Annotated in this window: 13 protein-coding genes; 6 read left to right on the top strand and 7 right to left on the bottom strand. The window is 51.2% G+C overall.

Features of this window, described 5'->3' with window-relative positions:
- Positions 1 to 139 precede the first annotated feature (139 nt).
- Complete coding sequence (locus tag SIB80_RS12060) at positions 140 to 931, top strand: metallophosphoesterase family protein (protein ID WP_063419476.1); 792 nt, start codon at positions 140 to 142, stop codon at positions 929 to 931.
- 504 nt (positions 932 to 1,435) lie between these two features.
- On the opposite strand, the gene SIB80_RS12055 is transcribed toward SIB80_RS12060, so the two are convergent.
- Positions 1,436 to 2,044: a pentapeptide repeat-containing protein gene (locus SIB80_RS12055; protein ID WP_063419477.1), complete on the bottom strand. Its 609-nt coding sequence runs from the start codon at positions 2,042 to 2,044 to the stop codon at positions 1,436 to 1,438.
- A 661-nt stretch (positions 2,045 to 2,705) separates the two neighbouring features.
- Positions 2,706 to 4,091 (bottom strand): sodium/glutamate symporter, encoded by a 1,386-nt coding sequence (locus SIB80_RS12050; RefSeq protein ID WP_063419478.1) that lies wholly within the window; start codon positions 4,089 to 4,091, stop codon positions 2,706 to 2,708.
- Between SIB80_RS12050 and SIB80_RS12045 the strand changes: the two genes are divergently transcribed.
- Complete coding sequence (locus SIB80_RS12045) at positions 4,062 to 4,274, top strand: hypothetical protein (protein WP_169189789.1); 213 nt, start codon at positions 4,062 to 4,064, stop codon at positions 4,272 to 4,274. The two genes, SIB80_RS12050 and SIB80_RS12045, sit on opposite strands and share 30 nt — an antisense overlap.
- On the opposite strand, the gene SIB80_RS12040 is transcribed toward SIB80_RS12045, so the two are convergent.
- The gene (locus SIB80_RS12040; protein ID WP_011130919.1) at positions 4,265 to 4,603 is read right to left on the bottom strand and encodes a hypothetical protein; all 339 of its coding nucleotides are present in this window, start codon (positions 4,601 to 4,603) and stop codon (positions 4,265 to 4,267) included. The two genes, SIB80_RS12045 and SIB80_RS12040, sit on opposite strands and share 10 nt — an antisense overlap.
- 288 nt (positions 4,604 to 4,891) lie before the next feature.
- Between SIB80_RS12040 and SIB80_RS12035 the strand changes: the two genes are divergently transcribed.
- Complete coding sequence (locus SIB80_RS12035) at positions 4,892 to 5,845, top strand: NAD(P)/FAD-dependent oxidoreductase (protein ID WP_063419479.1); 954 nt, start codon at positions 4,892 to 4,894, stop codon at positions 5,843 to 5,845.
- A 232-nt stretch (positions 5,846 to 6,077) separates the two neighbouring features.
- On the opposite strand, the gene thyX is transcribed toward SIB80_RS12035, so the two are convergent.
- Together thyX and SIB80_RS12025 are read right to left on the bottom strand one after the other, a co-directional pair.
- Complete coding sequence (gene thyX / locus SIB80_RS12030) at positions 6,078 to 6,710, bottom strand: FAD-dependent thymidylate synthase (RefSeq protein WP_063419480.1); 633 nt, start codon at positions 6,708 to 6,710, stop codon at positions 6,078 to 6,080.
- 914 nt (positions 6,711 to 7,624) lie between these two features.
- Positions 7,625 to 8,071 carry a hypothetical protein gene (locus tag SIB80_RS12025; protein WP_236065999.1) on the bottom strand — a complete coding sequence of 149 codons (447 nt, stop codon included), beginning with the start codon at positions 8,069 to 8,071 and terminating at the stop codon, positions 7,625 to 7,627.
- Positions 8,072 to 8,205: 134 nt separating this feature from the next.
- Here SIB80_RS12025 and SIB80_RS12020 point away from each other — a divergent pair, with 134 nt between their 5' ends.
- From SIB80_RS12020 to SIB80_RS12010, 3 genes are read left to right on the top strand one after another with little or no spacing between them, the layout of a single operon-like run.
- Positions 8,206 to 9,165 carry a DnaJ C-terminal domain-containing protein gene (locus SIB80_RS12020; protein ID WP_063419482.1) on the top strand — a complete coding sequence of 320 codons (960 nt, stop codon included), beginning with the start codon at positions 8,206 to 8,208 and terminating at the stop codon, positions 9,163 to 9,165.
- 38 nt (positions 9,166 to 9,203) lie between these two features.
- Entirely contained in the window at positions 9,204 to 10,205 is a 1,002-nt protein-coding gene (gene hemB, locus SIB80_RS12015; protein ID WP_063419495.1) for a porphobilinogen synthase, read from the top strand.
- Between the two features lie 55 nt (positions 10,206 to 10,260).
- On the top strand, positions 10,261 to 12,663 hold the full coding sequence (locus SIB80_RS12010; protein WP_063419496.1) for an endonuclease MutS2: 2,403 nt from the start codon (positions 10,261 to 10,263) through the stop codon (positions 12,661 to 12,663).
- Here the strand turns inward: SIB80_RS12010 and SIB80_RS12005 are convergent.
- Both SIB80_RS12005 and SIB80_RS12000 read right to left on the bottom strand, forming a co-directional pair.
- Positions 12,660 to 13,907 (bottom strand): ABC transporter ATP-binding protein, encoded by a 1,248-nt coding sequence (locus SIB80_RS12005; protein WP_063419483.1) that lies wholly within the window; start codon positions 13,905 to 13,907, stop codon positions 12,660 to 12,662. The two genes, SIB80_RS12010 and SIB80_RS12005, sit on opposite strands and share 4 nt — an antisense overlap.
- Before the next feature lie 208 nt (positions 13,908 to 14,115).
- Complete coding sequence (locus SIB80_RS12000) at positions 14,116 to 14,367, bottom strand: Nif11-like leader peptide family natural product precursor (RefSeq protein ID WP_074160134.1); 252 nt, start codon at positions 14,365 to 14,367, stop codon at positions 14,116 to 14,118.
- Positions 14,368 to 14,372 lie beyond the last annotated feature (5 nt).

Below are 14,372 nucleotides of genomic sequence, written 5' to 3'. Positions count from 1 at the left end.
TTTCTCCCTGATAGTTGCTGCAAGTATTTTACCTAAGCTATTTACGAGTAGGCAGAAACCAGCTTCTGGTTTTTCTCATGCTTGAACAAGGGAGATAGCCTCCATGACAAAACCGCTGCGAAGATCCGCTCCACAATAAATGCGCTTAGTACAGCTTAGTGATCCTCATCTTGTTGCCTTTAATCAACGATTGGTGCGAGGTCAAAATCCTCTGTTGAATTTTCAGTGTGCATTGCAACATGGAGCGTCTCATTCCCCGGATCTGCTTTTGATTACTGGTGATCTTTGCCATGACGAAACCTGGTGTGGGTATGTTTTATTGCGTCATGAATTGCAGAATCTTTCTCCATCAATAAAGGTTGCTGTTCTTCCTGGCAACCATGACAACCCTTTGTTCATCAAGGCGGCTCTTGGACGCCATGCCTTTACAGCCCCAGCAGATTTGAATGTGGATGGTGTTCGTCTCATTCTTCTTAGTAGCCATGTCTCAGGTCGAACAGCAGGTCAACTTGGTGAATCACAACTGCAATGGCTCGATGCGCGCTTATCAGATTTTCAGCAATCTGGCAGGCCATTAGTGGTGGCGGTGCATCATCCACCTTTGCCGATTGGCTCTTCCTGGTTGGATGCCATTGGTCTAGTGGATGGTGAGGCGTTGATCAAGCTACTCACTCCTGTAGACGAGTTATGCGCTGTGGTATGTGGTCATATCCATCAGCACTGGCAAGGGGGATTGCCTGGGCGTAAGGATGTGTTGGTGCTTGGCTGCCCTTCCACTCTTTGCAGTTTTAAGGCTGTACAACCATGCCTTCTGGGTCGAGAAGATGAACCTGGTGGGCGTTTGATTGAGTTGGATGAAAGGGGCAACTTTTTTGAAAAGCTCCTGCGATGGTCATATCCCGATCTTGACCAGGCTGATGTGGGTCGATAACCAGAGCAGAATCGATGCCCTTATGTTGTGAGTCCTAATATATCTTTCTAAGACATCAACTAATTCTTAACTCACAATACAGTTATTACTGCAGAGATTAAGGCTGTGATCTATTGATAAATGCGCGAATTCAATCGATCCTGCTTTGGCAGCGTGTAGACATAATTATAGATCGATTGATACAAGAGAAGATGTTGTCCACTCCTCTATTAATGCTGCCCTCTATCAATGAATAATTGCTGTCTGAGGTGGTCTTTGGTTTGCGATAGTAATGCAAAATCTTAGAGAAAAAATCTCTTCATGAACATGGAAGATGTAGGTCAAGCTAGTATTGCCTCTCAGGCTGACCAGCCTCATTATTAGCTCTCTATTTGATACATGTCTTGCCTGGTCACCACTTATTCTTGATGAATAGAAGGTAAGCTATCATTTTATTTTAAGTCTTTTCCAGTTAGCATACTTGAGGGCTATTTGTTTTGATTATTGATTGTTCCAGTCATCCATCTATCTGCCGGCCGGAATAACCCTTTCTGAGATTCCAGAGCACTCAAGGCTGGTATATGTATCTACGCCAGTTTTTGAATTCTTGCCTGTAGCTCTTGCGCAGAGAGCTTTCTGTTCTTGCCTGTCAAGCAAGGCGTTAGTGAAGTCAGCCCCATCAATTAAAGCACCAGCGAATTCACTCTTCCTTAGATTCGCGTTGCGTAGGATACTTTCTGAAAGGTCGGCATTGTCAAAACGAGTGGCGTAAGCCAATACATCCTCTAAGTTTGTACCGTGGAGATTGGCATTCTTCAGAGTCGTTACACTGAATGTCGATCCACGTAGATCAGCCTCGCTTAAATCATAGCCGGCAAGATCATACTTTACAAATTCCGCTGTTAAGGGTTTGCCATCCTCAACTGTGTCGAGAAATGGATACTTTTCGCTGAGAGCATCTAGGTTCTTCCTAGTCTCTAACATCGATGGATCAGCTCCACCCTGATCGTTTTCCAACATGCTTGGATAAGTGGCATCAGCAGCCAAGGGCAGGATCAGGTAAAGACAAGCGGCAATTGGGATGAGTATCCCAAGTAGTAGAGATCGCAGAACTGAAGACTGAATCTTCTGCATTGGCTTGCATCGTAGAACTATCTGTCGTCTATTAATATCTCATTGGAGTTAAATAATGGCTGTATTCAAGTTGCCAGCCTAACGTAATATTTCTACGGTTTAAGGTGACTCTTGCTACTTATCGCGGCTGGTCTAGTTACGGCTTGTTGTGTGATTTGATAAGTGTTTTTTTATTGCCATTTCTTTCTCCCCTTGAAGCTTAAATGTTTTTCTGGCCAGTGAATGGCCATTGGTTCTTTTCTATGCATTGCCAGAAAATATGATTACTTTATTTTCATGAAAAGTCATTTTATTGGAAAGTTAATTCTCCAAGGCTGTCTCGGATCGCATTTGATTGCTTTAGGTAATTCCAGAATCATGATTATTTTATTCTCAAGTTCCATCTTTAATAGTTGGCAGTAATGCTCCTTGCGGTTGTCAATTCATTATTCTGAAGATATGACTTCTCTGGGTTGGAGGCATTTGCTATATTCCCAGATCGTGTTTTTGTTATAGATGTTTTTCTACGTCTTCATGCCGATAGCCTTGTGATTCGTTGAGAGAGTGCTTTCTTGGCAGCGATGAATCTCTAATCCATTGGATTGCCGATCATCAGGGTGCGGCAATAAGCAGATTTCGTCAAAACATTGCTAGCAAATGTGCATTGGTCTGTCGTCACTATTCACGCAGCTTCTGCTGATTCTGATGATGAGGTGATGTTGATGATTACCGCTAATCCAATACATATAACAGTAAGAATGCCGCAAAGTTCTGTCCAGCCAAGCAGTCCCAATCGAGTCACTGCTAGAGGGGCAACAACGGTGATCACCCCACCAGAGAGAATTGGTTGCAGAATCAATTGTTTGATCGAAAACACAGGTAAGGTTTTTGTTAGGTTGCGGGGATCGGCCAGTCGTAGCAGCAAAAGGCCACTCGCAGCTACTCCAGTGGCCTGTCCGAACTCGGTGATCGAGCGCTCGAACCATTCCTCGCGCAGTGTGAACCTGGCCACAAAGAGCATGATCAATAGATTCCAGGCCAGCCCTGTCACAGACAACACAGTTAGCGGAAGCCAGTCGTTTCGTAGCAGTGGCAGATTCAGGCTTGCCATTGCGGTGGTGATCAGCAGGTCGGTGGCCAGGATGCCGATTTCACGTTGCAATAACTGTGATACCCATTGAGTTTTGCCTGAGACTTCCAGGGCGAGTCGGATCAGTAGTGAACCCCCTAGTGCAAGAGGAAAGACTGGGAAGACGTGAATGACTTGCCGGTAGAACTCCCCCAGCCAAGGGCCCAATAAGCGCAACCCTTCGAGCATCAACACGCCGCAAGCCACAGCGGCTCCAGCCAGGCCAAGATTGACGGCCAGCAGGCGAAGTTGTTGGCCAAAACTCGTTTCTTCTTCAACAGCTCCTGTGTCTCCGATTTCTGTGGGGCCATGGGGGGCAACCCATCCACGCCAACGGCCGAAAATCACCAGGACACTGCCCAGAAGGGTTGATGTGAGTAGGCCCACTGTTGCCATTGCCAGGCCAAGATCTTGGCCACCAGGGAAGCCGAGTTCGCGAAAGCTTTCACCCATAACGGCCGCTGCCCCATGGCCGCCCTCAAAACCCACTTCAATCAGGCAGCCCATGAGCGGATCAACCCCCAGCAGGGGAATCAACACCAGTAGGACCGCTAGTCCCCCCACGAGGTATTGACCAAAACCGAGCATCATTCCCAGCATGGCCTGGGATGCCACAGGCTCCCATAAGCCTTGACCTTTCGGGAGGGGACGCCCGAGCATCAAGGTGGCAAAGACCAAGGTAAGCAACGCTGTTGGAACTTTAGTCCAGATGTCCGTTACGCTCAGTGGTAGCAGGGGTAGGGGGCCATAGGGCCCCAGCAGCAGGCCAGCTGTGCCGGCCAATAGGGCAATAGGCAGGCCTAGCCGCTCCAGTCGCAGGGCAGGCTCGAGCCTGCGCCCCAAGCTCAGCAACAAAGCCAACACAGTCAGCAGAATTAGGGCCAGCCACAAATTGGTTGGCTGGGTGGCATGGAGCAGGCTTTGCAAGCCGTTAACCATGGGAGCCGTCTAGTGGCTTTAGATCAAAGCAGCGGTTCAGATGGTGTTTTGTGTTTTGGAGAACTTCGATATGTATTGCGCCATCGTGAAAGCCATGACTGTCGTATGCCAAGGGTTTTAATTTCAGCGCTCCTTTTTGGCTTGCATGGCTGGAATCGAGAGCTTGTGCCTGTTCAGGCTTGAGTGTTGTGTCGCTTTTGTATGAGTGGATTGGCGGCGAGTGCTTCATTGCGGGGAGCCATTGGTGTTGCTGTACTTGTTTCTGCTGGGCTAGTTCTCGATGCTGAATCCCCGCTGTTGGCTGAGGCGTTTGCAGTGAGTGGCTTGTCTTCTTTTAACCAATCAGGGTCAGGTAGAGCACTATGCAGGGCGCCCTGCAGCAGATGTCCGATGGCCATGCTCCTGTCTATAGCGTAAACATCGCAATAGTCATCGAGGCAACCCAAGACCTCCTCCTGAAGTGAGATCTCAATTCGCGTAGCTGTGTGACGATCGTTGGGTGGAGTGCTCATCAGTTGTCATCTCGGTGTGTTTGTGCCGATTCTCATCGACCAAGCTGGGGAAATGAGTAAGGGGAGGGTATCGCGAAGCGCTTGAGGGTCTATCGACTTGCAAGCTCCCAATCCAGTGATGGGGTATCGCATTGCCCAAAGAAAAGGCATTTCTTTTAAGACAGATCACCTGTTGAACTCAGTAGGGTTGGGGTGGCTTTTGGGATTGTTGTCAGAACGGCGCATCCTGATCTGAAGCTGATGAGCTGTTCAGAGCAGCTTTGACACCCTGCTGGAGACCTTTGCCCCTTGGAAACAATCGAAGCCGATGTGGTGATCGTGGGTGGTGGCCCAGCTGGTTGCAGCTGCGCGCTTTACACATCGCGTGCCGATTTGAAGACAGTCATCCTTGATAAGAATCCTGATGTAGGCGCCTTGGCTATCACTCATCAGATCGCTAATTATCCGGGCGTTTCCAGTGAGATGAGTGGCGAAGCGCTGCTGGCTTTGATGCGTGAGCAGGCCGTTTCTTTCGGCAGTGATTATCGCCGTGCCCAGGTTTTTGGTGTGGACGTAAATGGTGAGTGGAAAACGGTGTATACCCCGGAAGGGACTTTTAAGGCAAGGGCGCTGGTTGTAGCGACTGGCGCTTTGGGGCGCCCCGCATCATTTAAGGGAGAGGCAGAGTACCTTGGCCGCGGCGTGAGCTATTGCGCTACCTGTGATGGTGCTTTCTATAAAGGACGTGAGGTAGCTGTTGTTGGGGCAAACAAAGAGGCTGTTGAGGAAGGACAGGTGCTGACCAAGTTCGCCTCGACAGTGCATTGGCTTACCACGAGTGACCCCAAGGAAGATGACGCGCACGCGCAAGCGTTGATGACTCAGCCCAATGTTCAACACTGGAGCCGCACAAGATTGATGTTGATCGAGGGAGATGATGCTGGCGTGACTGGCATTAAGTTGAAAAATCGGACTCAGGAGACAGAGCAGGACTTGGCCGTTGAAGGTGTGTTTGTTTACATGAGTGGCTCTAAGCCAATCACTGATTTCTTAGGTGATCAGGTGGCTTTTAAAGAGGATGGTGGCGTTGTGGTCGATGACTTCATGGCCACAACAGTGGACGGGGTATGGGCTATTGGTGATATTCGGAACACCCCGTTTAAGCAGGCAGTAGTGGCCGCATCAGATGGTTGTATTGCAGCAATGGCGATCGATCGATTCCTGAATAGCCGCAAGGGGATTCGTGTTGATTGGGTGCATTAGTGAGAACGCACCTTCGATCAGGCCTTGTCTTGCGGATCTTTTTTGTATAGCTGATGATTTGTTCGATCAGGAAATTGACTTTAGAGCTTGAAGAATGAGTTTTTGTGTAGAGTAAGATGAATTAGCAGTCATCTTTAAGGCGATTAATTCAATTGATTTACATGCTAGCTAAAGATTAAATTTGAACCCTGGCAATTCTGGTAATATCAATCCTGGCTTTAATATTTTCTTTTCAAGGCCACATTGCATTGCATACGCAAGGCATCTCTTTTGTGAGTATTTCTCGGCACTTGATAGCAACGTCTTGGTGTTCTTTTTGGGTGCCATGTGCGGAGCGCAGATCGATATAATGAAGCCAAGATCTAACGCTCCCTGCCATATAGATTTTCGTGGGAGTTGCTAGTGGGAGAACTTCTCTTGCGCATTCTTTCGCGACACCAGCTGCAAGCATCTCTTGGTATAGGTCGCGACTTTGTTCAAACAATAAGTTCGCTTTTGAACTAAGTTTTGATACTGTCTCTTGATCAAGATCGTCGATGCTGCTCTGCCTGTTTTTTATGTCTTGCCTGCGTAGTGAAGGCGGCTTAGCAAAGGCCATTGTTGAGACATCAGCATAGCGCTGACTAAATTCTTGAAAAGAGAAGCTTCGATGCCTGAGGATTTGCGCTGCTACTGCTCGGGTCGTTCCTATTTCCATCACTATATGGGCCATCTCGAAGGGACTCCAGTGACGATGTTTAATCAGATAGCGGATAAGCCTTTCGCTATCAGGATTGTCTTGATTTTTAGGATTTGAGACTCTCGCACAGTAAGCAATGATTTCTTCTGCCTTGGGCGTTACGGAGATTAAGGATACGCTGTTCATGAATCTGATGATTGGGAGATTGAATGGTTTGGGTTTGTGATTGGCTGTTTTTGGGGATGATGTTTATTGTTGAGCCTTATCTTTCGACTGAGAGCGAAATGGTTGTGCATCCAGCAGGATCATTCTTTGCACGACTTCTGTATTCGTGAGAATGCTTGAGGCGGCTTGAATGGATTGATCCCTGAGTCTTGAACTGCACTGCCATACAAAGATTTAGCAAATTTATTGGGTTGATGAGACCTGATCGAGGAAGTGTTAACAGCTTGCTGAGTTTACCTTATTCTTTCAACTTGAATTTTGTTAGCAGTTGCAGAGAACTTTGCTGTAAGATAAATTCCTTGAAACTGAGTCAAGGCAAGTTGATATCTCAACAGATAAGTGTTCGTCAGTGAAGCAAGTGATGAACTTAATGAGTCTTCTCATGAATGGTTTAAAAGTGTTGTTGTATTTGCCTTGAGTTGATGTTTTGCGTTTATAGTTTAGCTTCTGTCAAGATCTGTTCAAGGGCTTCTCTTTTGCCCATTAAACTTTTGCTGGCAATAATAAATGGCTGAATTGTTTGGTCAAGTATCACCTGATGGTGTGGCCATTGAATCACTTATCTCTTGGTTGGTAGATTTAAGCATGTGACTAAAAAATAGTTCATGTGCGCTAGTGTTGCCTCTTCTTCGGGAAAAGGCGATTGCTTTAGTGATGTTGACTTGCTCTTTTGTGGAGTTCTCGTTGTTGCGTCGCCACAGCTCTCTAGGCTTATGCAGGTAATTGTTTGCAGATAATTCTCTGGAATTAAAGTGAAGTTGTTTCATGATTTGCGATTGACTTCCAATATTACGCTTAAGCTTGATTGGGGCTCGCTTAATTGAGATTTTTTCAGGCTATTCCTTTGTTCGTTTGTGTCAAGGATCTGTTCATTATTAAGGGTTGGGAGGCATCTTGGTCCAGATTGCTAACTCCTCGATCGATTGCACCCCTTCACGTCGCTGGCCGTCTTCAAGGAGCCAGGTGGGATAGGCCTGAATCTCGGCTTTTACGCAGGCTGCTGATTGTTCAGGCAGCTGTTTCGGTTTGCCACATTCCACATAGTTAAGCATCGTGCTCGCCTGCTGGCCGAACAGGTTTTTTTGGAAGAAACAAGCTGGACAGCTCCAGGAGCCGTAGAACACGGCTCCGATGGTGTTGAGATGACGAACCAAGGTCAGTTGTTCTCTGGTTGATGTTTTGAGAGGTTCCCCTAGGGTGGCAGCGCCACCGCCTGCTCGGGTTTTGGCAGCTTGCAGTGAGAGACTCAGCCCCATTGCTGTGAGTAGGGACAGCCATAGCTTCAGGCCATGGTTGCCTTTGAGGATTTGTGGCCGAACCATGGGAGCTGAAGAGTGGGGTTTGGCAAACTTAAGCACTCTCAAATCGTTCGGGCTTCCCTCCATGGAGCAAGGCGCAGGGTTACGGCGAAACTGGGACACTGAACAGATGTAGGGCCTCGGGCCAAATCAACGCCATGGCCGGCAGCGGCTACCGGGATTATTTCAAGGTTCTCGGAGTTGAGCGCAACGCCGATAGCGATGACATCAAGCGAGCATTCCGCAAGCTGGCGCGCCAGTACCACCCTGATGTGAATCCCGGTGATTCTACTGCTGAGGCGAAGTTCAAGGAGGTGAGTGAGGCATATGAGGTGCTTTCCGATCCGGATAAACGCAGTAAATATGAGCAGTTTGGCCGCTATTGGAATCAGGCCAGTGGCATGGGTGGCGGAGGTCCTGCCGGCGCTGGTTTTGAAGTTGACTTTGGTCGTTATGGGAATTTTGACGACTTCATTAATGACCTTTTGGGCCGTTTTGGTGGGCCTCAAGCTGCTGCTGGTTTTGGCGCTGGTTTCCCTGGTGGCGCAGGCTTCCCGAGAGGGAACTCTCGTGCTCCGGTGAATCTTGATGCCGAAGCCACCTTGAAGGTGAGTTTTGCTGAAGCGTTTCGCGGTACCGAACGCACCCTTTCTGTTAATGAAGAACGAGTGCAGGTGCGCATTCCGCAGGGCATTAAACCTGGTTCGCGCTTACGCCTCAAGGGAAAGGGCAATCTTCAACCTGGTACTGGCCGGCGGGGTGATCTTTTCCTCAATATTGATGTACAAAACCATCCCTTATGGCGGTTGGATGGTGATCAGCTGAGGGCCGATTTGCCCGTTGCTCTCGATGAGTTTGCACTAGGGGGTACGGCGACTGTGATGACTCCTGATGGGGAAGCTCAGGTGACCATTCCTGCAGGAACCTCGCCAGGCCGCAGTCTGCGGCTTAAAGGCAAAGGTTGGCCTTCGCCTGGGGGGCGTGGTGATTTGCTCTTGACCCTCAAACTGAAGTTACCGTCTGAATGGTCTGCCGATGAGCTGGAGTTGTTGAAACGGTTGCAGCAGTCTCGCAGTACTGACCCCCGTCAGGCGTGGCTTCAGATGGCTCCACTCTGAGGCGAGACTTACGCTCACGAGATTGTTATGCGGTTTTGATGGATCTCACTTATCGCCCTCGTCGGCTGCGTCGTACCCCTGCCCTGCGTTCCATGGTGCGGGAGCACAGCCTCACTGCTGCTGACTTTATCTATCCCTTGTTTGTCCATGAGGGAGCTGGTGTTGAGCCGATCGGTGCCATGCCAGGAACCAATCGCTGGAGCCTCGATCGCTTAATGGCAGAAGTTCAACGGGCCTGGGGGCTGGGCATTCGTTGTGTGGTGCTTTTCCCGAAAGTTGCTGAGGGCCTCAAAACTGAAGATGGGGCGGAATGTTTCAATGAGCATGGGTTGATTCCGCGGGCCATCACGCAGCTCAAGCATGAGCTGCCGGACATGACAGTGATGACCGATGTGGCTTTGGATCCCTATTCCTGTGATGGTCATGACGGCATCGTGAGCGCCGAGGGTGTGGTGCTTAACGACGAGACGATTGAACAACTCTGTCGTCAGGCGGTGGTTCAGGCTCGTGCTGGTGCTGACCTGATTGGACCCAGCGACATGATGGATGGCCGCGTCGGCGCCATCCGTGAAGCTCTTGACGACGAGGGTTTTGAGCATGTGGGGATCATCAGCTATACAGCGAAATACTCTTCGGCGTACTACGGCCCGTTTCGCGAGGCGCTTGATTCAGCCCCGCGCGTGGCTGGTGGCAAGCCAATCCCTAAAGACAAGAGCACGTATCAAATGGATCCAGCCAATGCTCGTGAGGCCATTACTGAGGCTCAACTCGATGAGCAGGAAGGTGCAGACATTCTCATGGTGAAGCCTGGCCTGGCCTATCTCGACATCATTCATCGTTTAAGCGAAGAATCGGAGTTACCCATCGCTGCTTACAACGTGAGTGGCGAGTATTCGATGGTGAAGGCTGCTGCGGAAAGGGGTTGGCTTGATGAGCGGGCGGTGGTTCTAGAAACCTTGTTGAGTTTCAAGCGAGCTGGTGCCGATTTGATCCTCACCTACCACGCTTGTGATGCAGCCGCTTGGTTACGGCAGGGATGATTGGCTGCTTTCAAGTTCAGTGGGGCGCAACAGCGTTGAAGTGAGCGCTGTAGTCATGAGCTCTGAGGTCTCGACTGCTTCGCTTGCCTTTCAGGACACACTCAAGCAGCTTGAATGGCCACGCTTATGTGAACACCTCGCTGGATTTGCCAGCACCTTGCAGGGCCGGCGTCATTGCCAGACTTTGTCGCTGCCTGCCGATTTGTCTGCTAGCCGTTTGCGCTTGGCAGAAACTCTTGAGATCGCTGCTTTGGATGGTCTGATTGATGGAGGCCTCAGCTTTCAGGGTGTTCATGACCTTGGCCATATCCTGGCTCGCTGTACAAAAGGTGGTGTGGCTTCTGGGGAAGAGCTTTTAGCTGTTGCCGACACCCTTGCAGCAGCGCGCCGCTTGCGCCGCCAGATTAATGATCCAGAGCTTCGTCCCACGATCTCGGCACTGTTGCTGGATGTCGCAACGATGCCCGAGCTGGAACGGCGACTCAAATTTGCATTGGAAGAGGGTGGTCGGGTGGCTGATCGCGTCAGCTCCAAGCTCGCTGGCTTGCGACGACAGTGGCAAGGTTTGCGTCAGGAACGTCGCGATTGCCTACAGGAGGTGATCAGGCGTCATGCGGCCATGCTGCAGGACACTGTGATCGCAGATCGCCATGGCCGGCCAGTGCTAGCGGTGAAAGCCGCCGCAGTGTCTCAACTCCCCGGCCTGGTCCACGACAGCTCAGCATCTGGCAGCACAGTCTTTGTTGAGCCTCAGGTTGTGATCACCCTGAGTAATCGTCTTGCTGAATTGGATGGTCGTATCCGAGAGCAGCAGCAGCTCGTCTTGGCGGAGTTGAGTGCGGCGGTGGCTGAGGCCAGCGTATCGATCGGGCGCCTGGCAGAGGTTCTGCTTCAACTCGACTTGGCTCTGGCTCGTGGCCGTTATGGTCAATGGCTTGGTGGGGTCCCCCCTACGTTGCATGCCGAGGCTGCAGCTCCTTTTATCCTTCAGGAGCTGCGACATCCCTTGCTGGTTTGGCAGCATCGCCGTGACCATGGGGAAGCTGTGGTGCCGATCAGCGTTGAGGTCTCCTCCACCCTGAAAGTGGTCGCGATTACAGGACCCAACACCGGTGGAAAGACTGTCACGCTTAAGAGTGTTGGCCTGGCCTTGCTGATGGCTCGGGCGGGTCTCTTGTTGCCTTGCACAGGGAGTCCATCAATGCCTTGGTGTGCTCAGGTGCTTGCTGATATCGGTGATGAACAGTCACTACAACAGAATCTCTCCACCTTTAGTGGCCATGTGAAGCGCATTGGCTGCATTCTTGAAGCCTTGAACGAGGGGCCTGGCCCAGCTTTGGTGCTTCTTGATGAGGTCGGGGCGGGTACTGATCCCAGTGAAGGGACGGCCCTGGCCACAGCCCTGCTGCGCACGCTTGCCGACCGGGCTCGCCTGACCATCGCGACAACTCATTTTGGCAAACTCAAGGCCCTCAAATATGGCGATTCTCGCTTTGAAAACGCTTCTGTGGCCTTTGATGGCGAGACGATGTTGCCCACCTATCGACTGCAATGGGGAATCCCTGGTCGCAGTAATGCCCTCAGCATCGCGATGCGGCTTGGCCTAGACGGCGCAGTGATTGCTCAGGCCCAAGAGCTGCTGGGACCTTGTGGTGATGGAGAGGTGAATGAGGTGATCCGTGGTCTTGAAGAGCAACGCAGCCTTCAACAGGCAGCTGCTGAAGATGCCGCGGCTCTGCTGGCACGTACGGAATTGCTGCATGAGGAACTTCTCAGTCGCTGGCAGAAGCAGCGCAAGCAGTCTGCCGCTTTGCAGGAACAAGGTCGCCAGAAGCTGGAGAGCTCCATTCGAGAGGGGCAGAAGGAAGTCCGTCAGTTGATTCGCCGGTTGCGCGAGGGTCGTGCCGATGGTGAGTCCGCACGACGTGCAGGTCAGCGCTTGCGTCGCATTCAGGCTGACCATCGGATTCAGCCTCAACGCAAACAGCACATGGGCTGGCGTCCTGAGGTGGGAGAGCGCATTCGGCTGTTGGCCCTTGGCAAGGCGGCAGAAGTGATTGCTATCTCTGAAGATGGCAAACAACTCACGGTGCGTTGTGGAGTCATGCGCAGCACTGTGGAGCTGTCAGGGGTGGAAAGCCTTGATGGCCTGAAGCCAAGTCCTCCAGAGTTGGTGGTGAAGGTGAAGGTCCGTTCAGGGCTGGGCCGTGGCGCGGAGGTACGCACGACCCGCAACACCGTGGATGTTCGCGGACTGCGGGTGCATGAAGCCGAGGTTGCCGTTGAGGAGCACTTGCGCAGTAGCACTGGTCCGATATGGGTCATTCATGGCATCGGCAGCGGCAAACTCAAGCGAGGGCTACGCCAGTGGCTTGAGACCGTTCCTTATGTGGAACGCGTCAACGATGCCGATCAGGGTGATGGTGGAGCCGGTTGCAGTGTGATTTGGCTGCATTAGCCCAGAATGGGCAAGTGGAGTTTGCGGTCGTTTGGGTCTTGTTCAGTGTTGTCTTGAGCTGTCATTGCGATGGCTTCCCCGTCGGCACCAAACAGTCGCCAGCCTCGAGGATCTGGCTCTAGATGCAGGTTGCTTCCAGCGCTGAGCGAGAGCTCGGGCGAGGCTCTCACTTGAACGAGATGGTTCCCGTCAACAAGTTTGCAGGTGATCAGTTGTTCATTGCCTAAGACTTCTAAATGACTCACGATTGCCGCGAGATTGCGATTGGTGGAAGGAGCTACGCGCAAATGCTCCGGTCGAAGACCAGCGCTGAGCTGTTGCCCCTCTTCCAAATGCAGCAGCGCTTCGGCCATTGGTCCTTCAACCGCTAGGCGACGATCACCTAGTAGGAGCGTATTGGCTGGGCCAACAAATACTGGCAGTACGTTCATGGGCGGACTGCCGATGAACTGCGCAACAAAAAGGTTTGATGGCCATTGATAGAGCTCGATTGGCGTGCCCAATTGCTGTAGCTGCCCTTGATTGAGTACCGCAATCCGATGACCCATCGTCATCGCCTCGACTTGGTCGTGGGTGACGTAGATGGTGGTGGTGCCAAGTTGACGCTGGAGGTCAACGATTTGAGTGCGCGTGCTATTGCGCAGTTTTGCGTCCAAGTTGCTGAGTGGTTCGTCCATCAGGAATACAGACGGCTCTCTCGCCATTGCCCGGCCGAGAGCAACTCGTTGTTTTTGACCGCCAGAGAGTTCTTTGGGTTGGCGATTGAGCAGTGGTTGAAGCTCCAGGGCTTCAGCAACTTCGCTTGTGCGGGCCTCGATTCGCTGCTCTCGGATAGATGAAACCTGTAGAAGTGGAGGAAAGTTGCGGGTCGTGCGATGGAGTTGGTCTTGCAGGAGTTGGCCTAGAGATCGCTGCTGGCTGCGCCGTAGGCCGAAGACCAGGTTGTCTCGCACACTTAAGTGGGGATAAAGCGCGTAGCTCTGGAACACCATCGCCACATCCCTTTGGGCAGGTCGTAGCTGCGAGACAGGTTGTTTGCCTACGTAGATCTCGCCGCTTGTAGGGGCTTCGAGGCCCGCGAGCAGCCTTAGTAGTGTGCTTTTGCCACAGCCGGAGGGGCCAACAAGCACAAGGAATTCACCATCGTTGATTTGTAGATTCAGTTGACGAATGACCTCAACAGAGGGTTCATTCCGCCTGCCTGGGTAGCTCTTGTTGAGAGCCTTGAAGCGAACGCCGGCCACTCACAGTTCCCCGATCAAGCTGATCCTAGGGTTGGAGCTTGGTCAAGCTGGGCGCCTACAGAGCAGTTCATAGATCAGGCACGGATAAAGGAATAGAGGATCTTTTCGCCTTAACGCAAGTCATACCAGTGAATCTTGAGAATTAAGCTAAGATGTGATGACATTCCTGATTCATCCATGAATCATGAATGAGTCCTGACCAACTCATTCATGGATCAAAATCCCTAGAGCTTCCCCGGAGAGAGGAGGCACTCAAAGAAGGGCCGCCTCCCCCAGCCACACCTTCCAGCTCCTCATCAGACAGGTTTTGGCGATGTGCATTTAGATCTTCTGTGGTGATTAAGAACCCAGCAGCCTTTGCAATCGATACAACATCAGCACCTTCTGCTTTGAGTTGATCCTGTAGTGAGCTATCTACTTGTGCCTGGGAGATGAATGCCTTGAGTTGATCTTTTGAAATTGGTG

Origin of the sequence: Prochlorococcus sp. MIT 1327, assembly GCF_047304785.1 — a bacterium.
Classification (GTDB): Bacteria; Cyanobacteriota; Cyanobacteriia; order PCC-6307; family Cyanobiaceae; genus Prochlorococcus; species Prochlorococcus marinus_D.
This window is presented reverse-complemented; position numbering and strand designations above follow the sequence as displayed.

Coding starts and splice junctions, on each gene's coding strand:
- SIB80_RS12060 (WP_063419476.1), top strand. CDS start 140: ATGCGCTTAGTACAGCTTAGTGATCCTCATCTTGTTGCCTTTAATCAA.
- SIB80_RS12055 (WP_063419477.1), bottom strand. CDS start 2,044: ATGCAGAAGATTCAGTCTTCAGTTCTGCGATCTCTACTACTTGGGATA.
- SIB80_RS12045 (WP_169189789.1), top strand. CDS start 4,062: ATGGAGCAGGCTTTGCAAGCCGTTAACCATGGGAGCCGTCTAGTGGCT.
- SIB80_RS12050 (WP_063419478.1), bottom strand. CDS start 4,091: ATGGTTAACGGCTTGCAAAGCCTGCTCCATGCCACCCAGCCAACCAAT.
- SIB80_RS12040 (WP_011130919.1), bottom strand. CDS start 4,603: ATGAGCACTCCACCCAACGATCGTCACACAGCTACGCGAATTGAGATC.
- thyX (WP_063419480.1), bottom strand. CDS start 6,710: ATGAACAGCGTATCCTTAATCTCCGTAACGCCCAAGGCAGAAGAAATC.
- SIB80_RS12025 (WP_236065999.1), bottom strand. CDS start 8,071: ATGGTTCGGCCACAAATCCTCAAAGGCAACCATGGCCTGAAGCTATGG.
- SIB80_RS12020 (WP_063419482.1), top strand. CDS start 8,206: ATGGCCGGCAGCGGCTACCGGGATTATTTCAAGGTTCTCGGAGTTGAG.
- hemB (WP_063419495.1), top strand. CDS start 9,204: ATGGATCTCACTTATCGCCCTCGTCGGCTGCGTCGTACCCCTGCCCTG.
- SIB80_RS12010 (WP_063419496.1), top strand. CDS start 10,261: ATGAGCTCTGAGGTCTCGACTGCTTCGCTTGCCTTTCAGGACACACTC.